We start from the raw sequence: 16,916 nt of genomic DNA, 5'->3' as shown, positions 1-16,916 counted from the left end.
TTGGTTGTAACAGCATTTGGGTATGTTAGAAGCATTCAGTCGGCTTAAATAGCGATACTGGAGCTGGGTCAACATGGAAGTCAGTGAGCTGCTGAAGCGTTATGACATGGGGCAGAGGGACTTCACTGGAGTCGATTTACAGGGCGCCGATCTCAGCGGCAAAGCTTTGATCGCCGTTAAGCTCACAGACGCTAACTTGATTGGGGTTAATCTTAGTCGAGCTTTCTTAACTAAGTCTGACTTTAGTGGGGCGTTTCTCAACAGAGCGAACTTAAGTTTTGTCAAGTTAAGTGAAGGAACTCTGGCTGGCGCTGATTTGACCAAGGTGAACCTTCAAGGCGCCTTTCTCGTCAAAACTGAATTGACCCGTGCAAAGTTGAGTGGCAGTAATCTCAAACACGCAAATCTGCGCGGTGCCAATCTCCAGCGTGCTAATTTGTGTGGCGCTAGACTCCAAGAGAGCAATTTTCGCGGGGCTAATCTTCAGGGTGCCAATCTAAATTGGGCCAATTTGCAAGGCGCAAGATTGAGCGGTGCAACCCTACAAGACGCATTTCTAAATGGCGTCAAGTTGCAGGGCGCATTTCTGAATGGAGTTGATTTAAAAGGGCTAGATTTAGCCGGTGTAGATCTCAGTGAAGCCAAGTTAAGTGGCGCTAATCTCGAAGAGACCAATTTAGAGGCCACTAACTTAAGTGCTGCGCAATTACGCGGCGTGAATTTAACGGGAGCTAACTTGAGCGGTGCTAATTTAAGCGGTGCCCTTCTAAACAAAGCAGAGCTGAACTGGACTAATTTGAGCAAAGCAGATTTAAGCGGCTCGGATTTGAGCGAGGCTAATTTGCTGGGAGCGAAAATTGATGGTGCAGAATTTAGCAATGTCACCCTCCCGGAGATGACTCGGTCTTATCTGCGCCTGTTGGCCAGTGGCACCCCACCTTGGGCGCAACGCACCACCCGGGAAACGCTCGATTACCTCTCCAGGGGTGGCGGCTCATCTAGTTCCAAAAGCTAGCTGGAGACGCAAGCCTGCGTAGAGGACACAATCCTATGGTGAATCCTGGGGAACCTGGATGCTTAGACTTGTTGCTAATTCGAGGTCTTTTTGGGTCAGGCCCTAGGTCCCAGCTAAGATTCGACCCGCTGCAAGGCAGTAATTTTGGGGTCAATAATCTTTTGACCGAGACCTGGAAACTTAACAGCTAAACAAATTTTGTCCCCAGCCCCAAAGATGCGGGTCACCTCACCCGCGCCAAAGGCTTGATGCATCAGTTTGTCCCCTACTGACCAGTTGCCAATTGTGCCGCTCATTGGCCCTGATTTCGCCCTAATTGCACTTTGCAAGTTGCCCTTCGAGCCAGAGGAAGTTGTGAACTGAATAGAAGGGCCAGTCAGCAACTCGCCGGGCAATTCCTCTAGAAAACGAGATTTAACCGCTGCTTCGCGAGAGCCATAGAGGCGACGTTCGCGGGCATGGCTCAAGTAGAGACGTTCGCGGGCACGGGTGATGCCGACGTAGCAGAGACGACGCTCTTCCTCCAACGCTGCTGGGTCATCCAGGGAACGCCCGTGGGGAAACAAGCCTTCCTCTAGTCCCACTAGAAACACCACCGGAAACTCCAAGCCTTTGGCTGCATGCAGCGTCATCAGCGTGACTCGGTCAGTGTTTTCCTTCTGGTCGTCTAAATCAGAGGCCAGAGAAGCATTAGCTAGAAATTCTCGCAAGGTCGCTTCGCCCTCATTTTCCTCCTCAAATTGCTGAACGGCGTTGTACAGTTCGTTGAGGTTTTGAATGCGGTCTAGGGCTTCGTCCGTGCCTTCGGTATGCAAGTCGCGGACATAGCCTGTCTCGTCCAGAATGCCTTGCACAATCTGACTGGGGCTGGCTGTGTCTAGCTGCTCCTGCCAACGACTGAGCAGTTGAGCAAAGGCAACCACGGGTTTAGCAGAGCGCCCAGCCAAAGTTTGCACCGAAGTCTCATCGCTGAGAATCTCCCACAACGGCACGTTTAATTCTTCGGCAGCGACTTTGAGCCGATCAATAGTGGTCTTGCCAATGCCACGGCGAGGAGTGTTAATCACCCGCTGCAAACTGACTGTGTCAGCCGGGTTCACGATGGCCCTTAGATAGGCCAGGATATCTTTAATTTCCTTGCGGTCGTAGAAGCGTAGCCCCCCCACAACTGTATAGGGGATGCCCCAACGTAGCATCACGTCCTCAAAGGGGCGCGACTGAGCATTGGTGCGGAACAAAATTGCAAAACTGCCCCAATTCCAGTCTGGCTGTTGACGCTCTAGCTTACGAATTTCGTCGATGACAAATTGGGCTTCATCCTGCTCATTGTCAGCTCGATGACTATAAATCAGCTCACCTGGTTCGCGGGTTGCCCGCAGGATCTTGTCAATTTTTTCGGTGTTATTCTCAATCAGGCAATTGGCTGCACTGAGAATATTAGCTGTGGAGCGATAGTTCTCCTCCAGCTTGACCATTGTGCGTGTTGTGGTATCCACAAGGCCATCGCCAAAGGAATCTTGAAACTCCAGAATAATCGTGAAGTCAGCCCCTCGGAAACGATAAATTGACTGGAAATCATCGCCCACTACGAAAATCGAGCGATGCTCCCAATCCATATCCTGCGGCTCTGCGTCATTCGTTGCCAACAAGCGGATCAGATCATACTGGGTGCGATTGGTATCCTGATATTCATCCACCAAAATATGGCGAAAACGGCTGTGCCAATAGGCCAGTACCTGCTCATTCTGCTTCAGGAGCTGTACTGGAATGCCAATCAAATCGTCAAAATCAAGGGCGTTGTTGGCAGATAGCGCGTCCTGATATTTTTCATAAACTTCAGCAATGACGCGGCTCTTGTAACCGGGCTCTTGAACCTCTAGATCTTGCGGTGACCAACCCTGGTTCTTCGCGCTACTAATTGCGTAGCGAACCGAGCGAGGATTGAACTTGCGCTCATCAAGATTGAGCTGCGTGATCACAATATCTTTGACCAGACTTTGCACATCTGATTCATCAAAGATAGAAAAGCTACGGTCCCACTTGCGGCCTTTATAGTCCGTAAACTTCTCAATATCAAAGCGCAAAATCCGAGCGCACAAGCTGTGAAAAGTGCCAATCCACAAAGGCTTGATCAGACGCTGATAAATTTGCGAGCGGATGCGGGTCTGCTCGTAGGGCTGCAAATCAGAGAGAGGTTTGCCGAAGCGCTCTTTGGCATGCTCTTCCGCAAACAGCCGTTCGATGCGCTCCTTCATCTCCCGTGCTGCTTTGTTGGTGAAGGTCACCGCCAGAATATTCTCAGGACTGACCCGGTGCGTCTCAATCAGGCTGAAAATGCGATAGGTCAGCGCTCGCGTTTTGCCTGAGCCAGCCCCTGCCACCACCAGCAGAGGCCCAGCGTAGTGCTCTACGGCTTGCCGCTGAGATGGGTTTAGCGTACTCAAAAAGGCAGGAGTTACCTGGGTCATTGCAAGGGGATAGAGTCGGAGAATCAGGCTGCAAGCAGCATGTGCTGACCATCGTACACCTTATCTTCAGGGGCCAGAGTAGTGCTCTCAAGCCTCGGGCAGTAGGGAATGTACTGCTTTTAAGGCCCTTTTTGAGGTCCGGTCGGGGGCTTCCGATCAGAACATTACTAGGAGATTTAAGCGTTGAGACGAGATCGAGGGCCTTGACTTCGAGTGCGCTCGAAGTTGCACACTAATTTGTGTACCGAAGCTTTATGGAAAACCAACCCACAATTCAATTCACAAATCAACTCACAATTCGACAAGTTGCGGCGCTCACACAACTGAGTGTGCATACGCTGCGCTACTACGAGCGAGTGGGCTTGCTAGATCCCGTAAGCCGTGCAAGCAGTGGCCATCGCCGTTACGCCCAAAGTGATATTGCTTGGCTTGAATTTCTAACTCGGCTACGGGCTACCGGAATGCCCATTCGGCAAATGCAGCAGTTTGCAGAACTGAGACGCCAGGGCAGCAAAACGGTGCATGAACGGCGGCAACTGCTTGAGGTACACCAACAACAAGTTAAAACGCAGTTAGAAGAACTCAGCCGTAATTTGTTAGTGATTGAATCGAAGATTCGGCACTACGAAGCAATAGAGACAAACTAGCAATAGAAGTAAAAACATGACCCAGCCTAATCAAACTCCGGTTAACGCTCAAACTCAAACCCGATACGAGCGTGGATTGAAGAAGCTTGCCGAAGTCGATGGCAAGATCGGAGAGGAAGTTGTGTCGCGCTTGGGTGATTTAGGTCGATATATCGTGGAATTCGCCTTTGGTGATATCTATAACCGAGAGGGCTTGAACCTACGTGAGCGTGAGATTGCCACCATTGCCATGCTGACAGCGATGGGCGGACGCGAGCCTCAATTGCGGGTTCATATTGGTGCAGGGCTCCATGTCGGCTTGGCCCCCGAAGAAATTGAGGAAATCATTCTTCAGACTGTTCCCTATGCTGGCTTTCCAACTGCAATTAATGCTCTGCATATTTTGCAAGATATTGTGCAAGAGGTTACACAGAACTCTCAATGAAGGCTGAAATAGAGACTGCCCAAAACTCTACTTCTAAATCTTTTTGGCATGGTGATTAGCGGCTATAACAATGCGAGCACAGGCTTCGGCATCAGAGAGTGCTTGGTGATGCTCCAAGTTGATCTCTAAGTGCCTGCAAACATCAGGTAATTTAGTAGGATAAATCCTAAAGGCTCGGCGTGCCAGTTGCACTGTGCAGATAAAATTGTGCTCTGGTCTAGCGATGTTATGAGCATCACAGCAGGCATAGAGCACTCTTTTATCAAAAGAGGCATTGTGAGCTGCTATAAAGTCAATGTCCTCAAATAGGTGGCTAAACTGAGGCCATACTTGGCTAAAGTCAGCTGCTAAGGCAACATCCTCCCAGGTGATGCCATGAATGTGCGTAAACAAAAAACTGTCCCTTGGCGGACGGATTAGGAAGTAACTCCTTTGCACAATTTTATTTTGCTCGACCCGAACCAGCCCAATGGCACAGGCACTATCTGCTCCGTTATCCGCAGTCTCAAAATCTAAAGCAAGGAATTTAGTCATACTTAGTTCATGTACTGGTTCTACTAATTGGACTTTGGCTTCTAACCCCCTAGACTCACTGAGACTTGAAGCTTATGCCTAGTCTTATACCGTCATAGTGACTACCGGCCAGACTTACTCCGTCTGGTCTGCCCAACCACATTCCAAACAGTCCCAGTACACATCGGGATGCATGACAGGTGAGAACTCATAGCCGCAGTCTGGACATTGCCCCGTAAACATTGGATGACTGTTCAGCCGCTCTAGCTTCTGGACCTGAGCCCAGTGGTCTTCGCAGCCCATCAACTCCCCCTCGTCTTGCTCCTCTTCAAATTTTCCACTCCCGGGTTCAACAGGTAGGCCGGGATCTGGGCGAAAGTCAAGGCAAGTGTTCTCCGTCAGCCCTTGCGGGTGAACAGAGCAGAACAGAAAGGGGTTGCCTGTGTTGAATAGGCAGAGGGCACATTCGGGCAACCGACGCTGGATTCTCGGCTTAATCATGACTTTTAGGAGCCACCCAGTTTGGTCTGATCTCCCAGAGCATAAGCCAGTCTTGCCCTCTACTCCACACTCTCGCTTTGACCTGGATTAACTAAACAAATCTGAGGCACTTATCCTGCGTCTAGCTCAGCCCTGTCGCCTGGGCTGCTCTAGCTTGCAAGGGGGAATGTCAGGACATCTTAATCCATCTTCTTTGGACTGTTGACACTCAAACTGTCTGAGTCTACATTAAAGACATCGAAGGTTTAAATTCAAACAGTCTGAGATCAAGGTAATGAAAAGCTCTCTTAAAAACGCCCCTCTGGTTGCTCTCTTCACGCTTGGTTTAGCTTCCGTTGCTCAAGCTGCCAACATTCCTGCCCAATCCCGGAACCACATGCTCACCGCTTCGGCGAGTGTGATTGGTCCTTCTGATGCTCAGTACGGGGTTCGCAATTTGCAAGCAGCTGTGCCCGGCCAGGTTGTCGACCACATCCTTGCTGCTTCCGCTAGCCCCGAAGCTAATGGTTACTACACGGGTCTGATTCAGCAAGCCTAAGAGCCGCCTCTGGCAGGTCTGGGCTTGTATGGTCCGCCATTAGCCTAGCTCTTGAGCTGGGACTTGGACACCTGCCACGGCTCAACCTGAATATTGAAGGTTGTCCTTGAGACCTACGAAACCCCATCTACTGCGATGGGGTTTTTGATTGGCTAGCCTCCGAAGTCGTTAACCAGCAACTAATCAGTAACCCAATCTGCTTGACGCTCCCGTTCATCCTGTGTTTGTTGCCTCGAGTGCAGAATCTAGCTGCATCCTCTGCATGGGGTTCTGAATGACATATTTAAGCGAGATTTCATGCTGCCTTGATTAGGACTGATAGGATATCCCTTACCCCAACCATTCGTTTCCACAGCAGGCTGCATTCGCTTGCCGGTGGCTGACCTAGTCACACCCCGTCTCGTTTGAGTCCCTGTTTGGATCCTGAATGCAATCTATTCCTATTCCCTCGCACGTTCACTACGAGCTGCTGCTGCGTCTCCTAGAACGTCAAACTTTGCCCGCCGCTGCGCGCGACGATGCTTCCCTTAGAGAGCAAGTTCAGCAACTGATCATCACTCTGCGCAAGGCAGCGGCGCAGCAGAAACAGATTGAAGCCAACTGCCAGCAACGTGGGCTAGAGCTGGATTATCGCTGGTCCTTAAACGGGGCAATAGGCGTTAACGGTTCTCTAAAGGAGGGCATCTCACCAGTTAATGGCTTAACAGAGACCGTTGCCTCACCAGAAATGCCGGGTTCCATATAGAGAAAAATTCCGAACCTTAAAGTGATTGTGATACCGTTGCTGGTGTAAGCAGGGTGGCTTTTAAAAGTCAGAGATCCGGAGCTAGGGTACTCAGCGCATGGCAAAGGTCATCGCGTTTACGAATAATAAGGGTGGTACAGGTAAGTCCACCATTTGCTGTAGCACTGCTCACTTAGTAGCCTGTCGAGGCGTGCGAGTGCTAGTGATCGATATGACTTCGCAAACGACTGCGAGTAGCCTGTTCCTGGGCAACCTGGAAGCTCTAGACGAGAACGACACCGTACTGACGTTTCTCAAGAAACGCCCTGAACGCAATATTGAGGACGTAATCTTCGAGAGTCAGAAGGGACTGGATATCGTCCCTTCTCACGTTTCTATGGCAGAAGCCGTTACCCAACTGGCATCGATCCAGATGGGCAAGGAAATGGTGCTCAAGAAGCAAATCGAGCGGGTCTCAGAACACTACGACTACATCTTTATCGATAGCCCCGGTGACCTGAACGAGCTGACTGCTAATGCCCTTGTTCCTGCTGATAAAGTTCTGCTACCAACCCGCCTGAACCGCACTGATTTTCAGTGCACTGAGACTACAATCCGGTTTATACAGGAAGCGGAAAGCTACATCGGTCCCCGGAAATTTCGAGTTGTGGTGAACATGCTCGACGACCGCTATCTACCCGGGGGAATCTGGGCCGCCTCCCACACAGGACAGCTCTACCAGCACGCTCGTGAAATGTTTGGCGATATCCTATGCCCAGTGACTGTGCCCGATAGTGCTGACATTCGCACGGCATTTGATCGGGGACTAACGATACTCGAACATAAGCCCGAGTCAGAAGCGACCCGTCGGCTTGAGGAATTGGTCCAATTGGAGGTCTTCGGTGTCTGAACGCAACCTCGCCCGTAGCCTATTCTCTGCCAGTGATGGCCAACCTTTACAGAAGAAAAAGCTGCTGGGTAAGACCAGCCGAGCCAATCCTGCTCAGCCGCTCTCTCCTCCAGAACCCGCTTCACCTGATACCAGCCTCGAAGCTGTAGAAGCTGCGCTGACGTTTGAGGAGCCTCCTGCTCCAGAAGACTTTACAGCAGTTGATTTCGAAACGGCTGTGCAACAGCGAGTGCTCCAAGTCTTGCAACAGGTTGAACAACAGGCTCAGCAGGAGAGGCAGGCACTAGCTTCAGAGCTGGAGCGGCTTCAGACCCTAACTCGTGACCGCGAGGAGCGCATTCGACAATTGGAGCAGGCTCTCGATCAGTCACAGGCTTCTGTGGCCGAGCTGAAGCTACAAATTGGCGACCAGCATGCTTTAGAAACCCACCTAGCGGCGACCCAAGAAATTGCGCATATTCAGCAGCAGGCGATTGCGGAGCTGAAGGTACAACTGGTGCGCCAACAGCAAGCTTTGGATCATCAGACCGCTGAAACTCAGGAGACCAATCGGATTCAGCGCAGCAAAATCACGCAACTGGAGAGCCAACTGGCGGAGCAGCACAGCCGAGCCCAGGAGCAGTCCCGTGCTCTAGAAGAGTTGCTGAGCGAAGCCCAGGAGTTTACGAACCGCCATCAACGCACGATTGCTGCTTTGGAGGCTGAACTTACAGAAGCCAGAGGTACACTTCACCAAGCACAGGAATCCGCAGAGCGCTCTGTCCATCACACTGCTCAACTAGAAGCCCAACTGCAAGCCCTCTGCAATCAGCTCAAAGACCAGCAGACCCTTAATCATCAGCAGGCTCAGCAGTTGACCGAACTGCAACAAGCACTTGACCTTCAAAGCCAGCACAATCAGGCGCTGCAGACAGAGCTGGAAGCTCAGCACCAGGCCAACAGTGGCGAACAGGCTACCTTGAATGCCCTCCTCACCGAAGCTCAACTTCTGAGTGAGCAGCAGGGCGAACAGATCCGGGCTTTGGAGAAGACCCTAACCGAGGTCCGAGCTCATAACCGAACTTTAGAAGCCCGCCTCAGCGAATTTGAGCAGTGGCAAGAGCAGCAGCAGGAACTCCAAGCCGCTTTGCTAGCTGCTCAGAACCAGACTGATCAGAGTCGTAAGGCGCAAGTAGAACTCGAGGCTCAGCTGCACCAAACCCGGATCCGTCGGGATGAGCTCGAAGTGCAACACGCTCGTCAACTGCTACTGCAAGCCCGCCTGCAACATTCGCTGCGGGAACTGGAGGTGGAGCATGGCACCAGCCGCCAACGGACAGAAGCCCTGGAAAAACAGGTGGCTGAGTTGCAGGAGCAAGTTTTGATGCAAGCGCAGCAGGCCAGTGAACAGGTCGCCGCAGTCCAACACTGGAAGGATCGCTCTCTAGTTAGTCAACGCCATGGGCTGCAGTTGAAAACGGCCCTAGAGCGTGTGCTAGAGGATCGCCTCAACCGTCAGCTTGAAGTCGTCTTGACAGCCACAGGCATGAATTTGGTCGAGCTTCCCCAGCGAGAGGAGGCTTCACGACCAGCTGCCACTAAAGATAAACCAGATAAACCCGCTCCGGATAAGCCCGTTCCAGATAAGGCAGAGACGCCTGCGCCCACGCCTGCTCCTGCTCAACCCTCGGCAGCGTCTCCCGTCAAAGTTGATCTGCCTGCTTTCTTAACTCGCCGCCGATGATCATTTCTAGTTGGGTTGCAGCTATTTACGGCCTACTGTCACTCGTAGGCGGTATCGTGGGCTATCGCAAGAGTGCTAGCCGAGCCTCTTTAATTGCAGGGAGTATCAGCGGCGGACTGTTGCTACTGGCTGCCTGGCTGATGCAAGCCGCTGCCTCGGAACTAGCCTTTTGGGGCGCTCTTGTCGTGATGTTGTTCCTGGCGGTATTCTTCGCACTTCGACTTCAGAAAACGCGTAAGTTCATGCCTGCTGGACTGATGGCTGGCCTGGGTTTATTGAGCGCTATTCTGCTGGGGCTAGATCGGGCTGGCCTTTTCTAGACTAACTGGTTCTAAACTAACGAGATTTGCCAGCAGCTCTGGTGCCTGGCGCAGGCAGATGCAATGCGAATTTGCTACCACGGCCTAGCTCTGACTCAACTGTAATGTGACCGCCCAGAAGTTGGGCCAAGCGGGCACTTAGGGCTAGACCGATACCTAAACCACCAGTTCGTCTGGTCAAGCTAGGTTCTACTTGATGAAAACCCCGGAACAAAGTTTGAATTTGTTCAGGTGGAATGCCAATACCTGTGTCGATGACGCTGATTGTGATTTCATCCGCTGAAGTGTGTTTTAGCTCTAGGGTTATCGCCCCACCCATCGGCGTAAATTTCAAGGCATTGGTCAGTAGTTGATTAAGAATTTGCCCCAATCGAGCTGGATCAGTGCTCAAATAATCGTCTTCGAGTTTGCATTGACAAGACAAGGCAATATTTTGGCATTCTGCCCAGGATTGCACCGTGTATAGGCTGCTCTGGCAGAGAGAGGATAGAGAAACGCGACAGGGTTTAACCGCAATTTCGCCTGCTTCCAAAGCGGCTAAATCTAGCAGGTTATTGATCACTGTCAGCATTTTCATGCCCTGCTCTTGAATAATGCCGACGTATTGGTTCTGCTTGTCTCCAAGTGGTCCTGCAACCCCTTCTAATAAGAGTTTTGATAGCCCCAAAACGCTGGTGAGCGGCGTGCGCAGTTCATGGCTCAAATTGCTCAAAAACTGCTCTTTGGCAACAGCTAACTTCAGCCATTCCTGCTCTAAGTTGGCTGCTTGTCGAGAAGAATTCGTATCTGCAACGCTGCGAACACTGCTAGGATCACAACTGTTTCCATCCATGATTTGCCAAAAGCCTAGCGAAAGTATATTCGCGTGAGATGTATAACTCGACTATGTTAAGGTTCTTGACTACTCGAAAAAAGCCTGGTCAAGCAGCCGATTTGAACAAGCATCCAAAGACTGACAATTGAGAATACCTTTGGCTGTTGGAACTCTATCAGGTTCAATTTGGCAAAGGTCAAGCGGCCCCTGGCGACAGGAGTTGAAGCTTGCTAATCCAATTGTCTCCCCCCTTACTTTATAGTTCTGTTATAGAACTTTTAAAGGCTACTTATAGGTTTTCTTAAAGTTCAGCAATATCACCCTATCGATTGGGCTTTAGGCCGGAACCTCCAGGGTTTAGTTTGCTTGGTAAGCCTAGAACTTTGAAACAGCAGGATGAGCTTTGATGTACCAACGCCACGGTATTTCAACTCCCTGGCTCAAACCGATTCTTGTGGTTTGTATCAGGTCTAGCGCCTCGGTTTCCAGACGGTGTTCCAACCAGAGCTCTGAAGCCGCAGTTAGGGGGATACCACTCAAACTCGTCTCTAACTCCAAGGCTAGACAGAGCTTGCCGGGCCCTGCGGCTGCGCGCATAGGCTGGCCTGGTAGGGCTAGGGCGCGAATCAGCACTGCACTGGCACGGCCATCAACATCAGTCACCACGTTGAAACAATGGTAGATGCCGTAAATGCGGTAGATGTAGGCAAAACCTGGCGGGCCGAACATGACTGCATTGCGCTGGGTCTTGCGTCGGTAGGCATGGCAGGCAGGGTCATCTGGCGCATAGGCTTCCGTTTCCACAATCAGACCTCTAACCAGCTGACCGTTGGGCAATTGCCGAACCACCCAGCAACCTAATAGGTCAGGGGCAACCTCGGGGGATGGGCGCGATAGCCAAGCAGCTTCTATAATCTGGGCGGAAGCACTCATTCAGAAACGCTCAAAACAGGTAAAGCAATAAGGAAAACACCAATGGATACCAAACTCGTGCTGTTAAGCTTACTGATTCCGTTTGTGGTGAGTTGCCTCTTCTTTGGCACCCGCAACGGCTTCTACGATACCGACAACTACCACGGCAACGGCTCAGCCCACTAGTTCCATGCCCCCCGCCCCTGCCCCTGCCTAAACCATAAAGCTCCAGATTCGAAGCCCTCGGGTTTCCTGAGCGATTGTGGAGGCAGTTGTGGGGCGTGACTCACTCAGCTAGACACTGCTAGCTGGACGGGTGAGCCAGGCTCAGTTCGGACCTGCCCCGGCAGGTCACTCTCTAGGCAAGTTCAGAAAACTCAGACCTAATCCATCAAAGATGGATCAAAGGGCCGACTCTGCCATACTCTGAGTACACAGTCTGAGTATGGCAAACGACCGGCTTCCCTGTGTTGGAATTAGCGTGTTTACCTCTAGCTGTTGGTCATGCAGACCAGGGGATCTGCCTTCAGGTGCGGTTGGGCCCCCACCGAGTATTGCTAGATTGCGGTTTGCGAGATCTGAGCTTGCTTGACGAGGTCATGGCAGACCTGGTTCTAGTGAGCCATGCGCACCCTGACCATGCGCGGGGGGTGCTAGCCCTGCATCAAGCTCGTCCCAAGCTGCCGATTTATGCCAGTGAGGTTACGACCCACCTATTGCCTCTGAATTGGTCTGGTGCCGACTCAGAGGCAAGTAGAGTGGGTCTGTGTCAGGCTCTACCCTGGCAAACGCCGGTCGAAGTTCGACCAGGTCTGACCGTGGCACTTTTGCCTGCAGGGCACCTACCCGGCGCTGCCTGCATCTTGTTGAATTACGATGCCGGACCGCAGACCTACTCGGTACTTTACACCGGCGACTTTTTCCTTTCCAATACTCGTCTGGTCGAGGGATTGCCGCTTGAGAATTTGCGCACCCTATCGCCAAACGTGCTGATCCTCGAAGGCAGTTACGGCACGGCTCGTCATCCGCACCGTCGCGTGCAGGAGAATCAGCTAGCGGAACGGGTGCATCAGGCAATTAATGCGGGTCAGTCTGTGCTCCTGCCTTTACCCACTCTAGGACCTGGGCAAGAAGTGTTGATGTTGCTGCGGAGCCACCATTACTTCACAGGCCGGGAGCTAGATATCTGGGTGGATGGCCAGGTGGCCGAGGCTTGCGATTCCTATCTGGCAATCCTGTCTCACCTGCCTGCCTCGGTGCAGAATTTTGCTCAGCATCAACCGTTGTTCTGGGATGAGCGTATTAAGCCGAGGGTCCGCCGGGTAAACAGCCCCCAAGAGCGGTCCCGCCTTGGCTGTTCCCCTTGTGTAGTCCTCACCGACTTGTACACAGATTTGGGTGATTATCTGCCCACCGCAGGCCAGTGTGAGGGGCCTGGACAGTCTTGGCGCGTGTTGCTCCCTCAACTGCCCAACGGACGGGCAGATGGACGGGAGGTAGGTGGGCGAGCGACCATCGGTCAGCATAATCTGCCTGCCGGTTGGGAAGCATGGTTGCAAGCTTCTCGCTCGGGCAGTGGCACGACCGATACGCCGATTAGCGTGGAAACTTACTTGCTTGGTGACCACTGTGACGGGTCTAGCACGACCCAACTGATCCACAATCTACGTCCTCAGCATGTCGTGTTTGTGCATGGCTCGGAGACCTATCTCAGTGATCTGGCCAACCTAGATGAGCTGCGTAACCGTTATCAAATTCATACCCCCAATCCTGGGCTTCTAGTGGAACTGCCGATCGGCGAGAGTTTTTATGCAGCAACGCCTGCCGCTCAGGCTCTGCCTGAAGTTCGCTATGAGGGTGAAGTAACCGAACTAGATGAGCTGGTTTCTTTGGACCTACCAGGGGAAATCAAGCAAGATCCCCGCTGGCGAATGTTTGCTGACACTGGCTTAATTGAAGCTCGTTGGCAAGGTGAGGAGTTAGTGCTACGTGGGCTGACCCCCCGAGAGTTGCTGAGTGCCTCAAGCGAGACCGAACCGAGCCCAGGCTCAGGTCGTTCCTGTGGCAGTTGCCGCTTTTTCCGGGGTCAGCGCTGCTGGAATCCTGAGTCGCCGCTGTCTAGCTTCAAGGTCAGCCCTGAGGGCTACTGCCCCGCCTACGAAGCTTTAGAAGCGTGGCGCGTTGGGGAGTGATTCCTCGAATCAGGTTAGGGCTCAGACTGCGCTATTGACGAGCAGCATGGTTGTACTGGAATTGACCGTAAAGCCGATGCGCTCATAGAACGCCTGCTGATGAGTGGTCATCAGGTAAATCCGTTCGACCCGAGCAACGTGCGGGTGGGCCAAAACGGTCTGCACTAACTTACGCCCTAAGCCAGAGCCTTGATAGTTGGGGTGAATTACAACATCCCAGATTGTGGCTCGATATATTCCATCAGATGTTGCGCGTGCGAACCCAATTAGTTGATCCCCATCCCAGACAGTCACAACTGGATTACTGTGCGTTAACGCAAGGACTAAATCTTCTGCCTTGCGGTCTTGCGCCCAAAAGGCAGCTACTTTAAACAGAGACTGTAGCTGAGTAATCTCTAAGCGTTGGGGATCAGTGCAAAACTGAATATGACGATGGTCAGCGCTGCTTGTCTCACCTGAGTATTGGCCTGAATATTGGCTCTCAAGGTGGGAGGCTGTGGAAGCGGGATCCATATTAGAAGCAGTGTTTTACCCCAAAGAGCCTAACAAAAAAACAGGTTGTTTCTAACTGTTTTTACAGCTTTGACCTGGGTTTTTGTCTATCTCCAGAGTAAGAGCCTTGAGGAGACTAGGTTTCTGGCTGAGGATGGATACCTAGGGCAAGAGCAACCGATAAGCTAGGCAGTGTTCGTTGATTTAACTGGCTGAATTGATAGCGCTTTCAGGTAGCCTAACCTGAGTGTTTTCTGAGTTGCCAAATAAGGAAAAAAGAGGAAAATTTGTCATGAAACTTTCTGATGTCTCTAAGCTGGTCGGCGTTGGCGCTCTTAGCTTAAGCTTGTCGGTTCTGCCTTCAACCCTGCCTGTTTCTGCTCAAACCAACAACACCACGACTGACCCCAACAGTCCCACCCTGGATTCCACTCCTCTGCAAGAAACTGATCCCGTTGAAGGCGATCGCGACTTTGACTGGGGCTGGCTTGGCCTGCTCGGTTTGGCCGGCTTGGCTGGTCTAGCTCGTAAGAAGGAAGAGCCAGTGCGCTACCGTGAGCCTGATGTTGTAGGCCGTTCTTCTGGCAATATCCGCTAGGCCCTTGCGCTTAGTTGTTGAGCTTTTTAGATAACTGGAAGAGCCTCTGACGGAAGTCAGGGGCTCTTGCTTGTCTTTTCTAGCTTCAAGTTAGTGGCGAACAAGCGACTCGCGAACCCTATTCTGAACCTTTGCGTTTAAGTTCAGTTTATGCATTGTTGAGTCTCTCAGGTTCTCCTAATCAATTTTTCCAATCTCTAGCGGGTTTGAGCTTGCTGAACTGGTAGTTGCTGCGACAGATAGTATTGAAAACGCTCCGGCAGTTTATCCACGCTGTAGGACTGGGTCCAATGTTCCACTAAAGTTTGACCAAAGGCTCGGGCATTAACTTCAGCGGGTTCTGGATTATTCAGGAGTAGGGGCCAAATAGCTAGGAGATCAAAATTGGCGGCAGTGGCTGGAGCTAGCAGCGCCCAAAGTTCGTAGGCCATTTGCAGTTTGCTGACAACGGCAGGCGATTGTTCGACCGGAATTTTAGTAGTCAGCAATTCTGCCAATAAGCTAGAGCCTGTAGTGAGACGCGAGACAAAATGTAGCACTGGGCTTTTGACTAAAGAAGTGATTCCCTGAGCCGTGCGCATTTGAAACACGTAGCGGTCAATAATCTGTCCTGCCGAGCGGGAGCGAGCATTTAAATCACGTAGAAAGCGTCCTAGACGATACTGCCGGGCTGGATCTATCGCTAACATCAGCCCCAAGGAAAGGGCTTCCGTGCCCCAAGCTAACCGTTGCTTAGTAGCATCTTGAGTAACCAAGGGCAAAATCGAGCGGCACTCTTCCCCTAGCAATTCTGCCCGGTACTCGACTGCTTCCCGAATCGAGTGCTCCTTAGGGCGATCCCCGTGCTGCCAGTCATAGGGTGGCTGCCATTCACGTAGCGGGCGCAAACGGTCAACTTGGGTAACAACAGCAATCACAGGTAGCTCTGCCCCGGTTGTGCTGTGGACCTGCTTCAGAAAGTCGAGGTCCATCTGTAGAGCTGGATCCAGGGCTGGTGTGACTAAGAGCAGCAAATCGATGGCGCTGGCCTGGTCCAGGACTTGCTCGGTCAGTTCAGCCCCATTCACCTGCTCGTAGCCCGGTGTATCCCATAGAATCAGCGATTCCTCAGCTTCGACCTGAAAGTGGTAATCCTGTAGGCGGTCGGTGCTGGGCAAGACATCGACCTGGGCACGTTCGCAATCAAAGAGCGTATTGATCAGACTGCTCTTACCAGCCCCAGTGCGCCCGACCAACATCACCTGAACTGGACGGGTTTCACGCTCAGGATCAGCTTGGGCTAAAATCTCGCGCAGGGTCTGAGTTTGAGCAGTCGGCGCACTGATCGTAATCGGACTGGCAGCTTTGCCCCCGTAGAGTTCAATCGCACGGGTGCCCAGGTTCTTGAACACTTCGGCTCGCAGAATGTCGGCAAAGTGGATCAACAGTTGGCGATGGGCTTGGTCCGTTTGACCCCGGGTGGCGGTTCGAGCCAGAGCAGCGGCTGGATTCAACACCCACTGCGCCCAATCCCAAACTTGAAGAGCAGTTCGGGCTGCGGGTTCAAAGCGCTGGTAAGTGCGGTAGGCCTGGTAGGCTTGCCCGACGGTAACTTGGTTCAGCACCGGCGCCAACTGCTGCATCCACCGCTCCACATCATTGGTGGTGCCCTGCATCAGAGCATAAGCCTGAGGCACGTAGATATTCAGCAGCGGATGCTTTGTATTGGGATAGTAGATGCGGGCGATGCCCTCGACCAACTCGCGGCTACGCTGAAAAAATATGCTCCAGTCTTCCCAAGGCGCTGGGTCAGTGCGGGCTTGCTCAAGCGTGGCTTGAATAACCTGCTGAGCCTTCACAGCTGGGTCGTTCGTATTTGCAGCGCTTGGATCAAGGGCCGTTAGAGGTTCTGATGATTCTGCGGCTTCTAGAGCCTGCTCTAACTCCACAACCACGGGTGAGCGCAGCCAGTACACCAACAGCCAGCGCCAGCCTGCCAGCACCAGCACTACCACAGCCCAAATCCAGCTCACTCCCCAGTGCTGAATCTGAACGCCAGCAGCTACCAGCAAGAAAGCCGCTACCGAAGCTAGGGGCAGTGCCAACACGATCCATTGCCAGAGCTTGAGACGTACCATAAGTCCGC

At 52.2% G+C, this 16,916-nt stretch carries 18 protein-coding genes; 11 read left to right on the top strand and 7 right to left on the bottom strand.

Features of this window, described 5'->3' with window-relative positions; all coding sequences use genetic code 11:
- Window positions 1-73 precede the first annotated feature (73 nt).
- The gene (locus tag H6F94_RS23325; RefSeq protein WP_190804611.1) at window positions 74-1,015 is read left to right on the top strand and encodes a pentapeptide repeat-containing protein; all 942 of its coding nucleotides are present in this window, start codon (window positions 74-76) and stop codon (window positions 1,013-1,015) included.
- A 113-nt stretch (window positions 1,016-1,128) separates the two neighbouring features.
- On the opposite strand, the gene pcrA is transcribed toward H6F94_RS23325, so the two are convergent.
- Window positions 1,129-3,483, bottom strand: a complete 2,355-nt coding sequence (gene pcrA / locus H6F94_RS23320) for a DNA helicase PcrA (RefSeq protein WP_190804610.1) — start codon at window positions 3,481-3,483, stop codon at window positions 1,129-1,131.
- A gap of 254 nt (window positions 3,484-3,737) precedes the next feature.
- Between pcrA and H6F94_RS23315 the strand changes: the two genes are divergently transcribed.
- Complete coding sequence (locus H6F94_RS23315; RefSeq protein ID WP_190804609.1) at window positions 3,738-4,130, top strand: MerR family transcriptional regulator; 393 nt, start codon at window positions 3,738-3,740, stop codon at window positions 4,128-4,130.
- 16 nt (window positions 4,131-4,146) lie between these two features.
- Complete coding sequence (locus H6F94_RS23310; RefSeq protein WP_190804608.1) at window positions 4,147-4,554, top strand: carboxymuconolactone decarboxylase family protein; 408 nt, start codon at window positions 4,147-4,149, stop codon at window positions 4,552-4,554.
- A 33-nt stretch (window positions 4,555-4,587) separates the two neighbouring features.
- Here H6F94_RS23310 and H6F94_RS23305 read toward each other — a convergent pair whose 3' ends face one another.
- A complete protein-coding gene (locus H6F94_RS23305) occupies window positions 4,588-5,088 on the bottom strand; it encodes a 3'-5' exonuclease (protein ID WP_190804607.1) in 501 nt (166 codons plus the stop codon).
- A 114-nt stretch (window positions 5,089-5,202) separates the two neighbouring features.
- On the bottom strand, window positions 5,203-5,568 hold the full coding sequence (locus tag H6F94_RS23300; RefSeq protein WP_190804606.1) for a hypothetical protein: 366 nt from the start codon (window positions 5,566-5,568) through the stop codon (window positions 5,203-5,205).
- A 274-nt stretch (window positions 5,569-5,842) separates the two neighbouring features.
- Between H6F94_RS23300 and H6F94_RS23295 the strand changes: the two genes are divergently transcribed.
- From H6F94_RS23295 to H6F94_RS23275, 5 genes are all read left to right on the top strand, one after another.
- Entirely contained in the window at window positions 5,843-6,106 is a 264-nt protein-coding gene (locus tag H6F94_RS23295) for a hypothetical protein (RefSeq protein WP_190804605.1), read from the top strand.
- Window positions 6,107-6,533: 427 nt separating this feature from the next.
- Complete coding sequence (locus H6F94_RS23290) at window positions 6,534-6,851, top strand: DUF5340 domain-containing protein (protein WP_190804604.1); 318 nt, start codon at window positions 6,534-6,536, stop codon at window positions 6,849-6,851.
- Window positions 6,852-6,948: 97 nt separating this feature from the next.
- Window positions 6,949-7,740: a ParA family protein gene (locus H6F94_RS23285; protein ID WP_190804603.1), complete on the top strand. Its 792-nt coding sequence runs from the start codon at window positions 6,949-6,951 to the stop codon at window positions 7,738-7,740.
- On the top strand, window positions 7,733-9,463 hold the full coding sequence (locus H6F94_RS23280; protein WP_190804602.1) for a coiled-coil domain-containing protein: 1,731 nt from the start codon (window positions 7,733-7,735) through the stop codon (window positions 9,461-9,463). Before H6F94_RS23285 ends, H6F94_RS23280 begins: the two co-directional genes overlap by 8 nt.
- Window positions 9,460-9,783, top strand: coding sequence for a TMEM14 family protein (locus H6F94_RS23275; protein ID WP_190804601.1), 324 nt, complete (start codon window positions 9,460-9,462; stop codon window positions 9,781-9,783). The genes H6F94_RS23280 and H6F94_RS23275 overlap by 4 nt, the downstream gene beginning before the upstream one ends.
- A 16-nt stretch (window positions 9,784-9,799) precedes the next feature.
- Here the strand turns inward: H6F94_RS23275 and H6F94_RS23270 are convergent, their stop codons facing one another.
- Window positions 9,800-10,615: a sensor histidine kinase gene (locus H6F94_RS23270; RefSeq protein ID WP_190804600.1), complete on the bottom strand. Its 816-nt coding sequence runs from the start codon at window positions 10,613-10,615 to the stop codon at window positions 9,800-9,802.
- A gap of 357 nt (window positions 10,616-10,972) precedes the next feature.
- Window positions 10,973-11,530 carry a DNA-3-methyladenine glycosylase gene (locus tag H6F94_RS23265; RefSeq protein ID WP_190804599.1) on the bottom strand — a complete coding sequence of 186 codons (558 nt, stop codon included), beginning with the start codon at window positions 11,528-11,530 and terminating at the stop codon, window positions 10,973-10,975.
- 42 nt (window positions 11,531-11,572) lie between these two features.
- On the opposite strand from H6F94_RS23265, the gene H6F94_RS33090 reads away from it, so the two are divergent.
- Window positions 11,573-11,695 carry a DUF8629 family protein gene (locus H6F94_RS33090; RefSeq protein ID WP_277878147.1) on the top strand — a complete coding sequence of 41 codons (123 nt, stop codon included), beginning with the start codon at window positions 11,573-11,575 and terminating at the stop codon, window positions 11,693-11,695.
- A 281-nt stretch (window positions 11,696-11,976) separates the two neighbouring features.
- Window positions 11,977-13,701, top strand: coding sequence for an MBL fold metallo-hydrolase (locus tag H6F94_RS23260; RefSeq protein WP_313949361.1), 1,725 nt, complete (start codon window positions 11,977-11,979; stop codon window positions 13,699-13,701).
- A gap of 21 nt (window positions 13,702-13,722) precedes the next feature.
- On the opposite strand, the gene H6F94_RS23255 is transcribed toward H6F94_RS23260, so the two are convergent.
- Entirely contained in the window at window positions 13,723-14,214 is a 492-nt protein-coding gene (locus tag H6F94_RS23255; protein WP_190804598.1) for a GNAT family N-acetyltransferase, read from the bottom strand.
- Window positions 14,215-14,485: 271 nt separating this feature from the next.
- On the opposite strand from H6F94_RS23255, the gene H6F94_RS23250 reads away from it, so the two are divergent.
- The gene (locus tag H6F94_RS23250; protein ID WP_190804597.1) at window positions 14,486-14,791 is read left to right on the top strand and encodes a WGxxGxxG family protein; all 306 of its coding nucleotides are present in this window, start codon (window positions 14,486-14,488) and stop codon (window positions 14,789-14,791) included.
- A 197-nt stretch (window positions 14,792-14,988) separates the two neighbouring features.
- On the opposite strand, the gene H6F94_RS23245 is transcribed toward H6F94_RS23250, so the two are convergent.
- Complete coding sequence (locus H6F94_RS23245; RefSeq protein WP_190804596.1) at window positions 14,989-16,908, bottom strand: GTPase family protein; 1,920 nt, start codon at window positions 16,906-16,908, stop codon at window positions 14,989-14,991.
- Window positions 16,909-16,916: the final 8 nt, after the last annotated feature.

The sequence above is a fragment of the Leptolyngbya sp. FACHB-261 genome, assembly GCF_014696065.1.
Taxonomy (GTDB): domain Bacteria; phylum Cyanobacteriota; class Cyanobacteriia; order FACHB-261; family FACHB-261; genus FACHB-261.
Note: the sequence above shows the minus strand (reverse complement) of the source record. Positions and strands in the feature narration are given on the sequence as shown.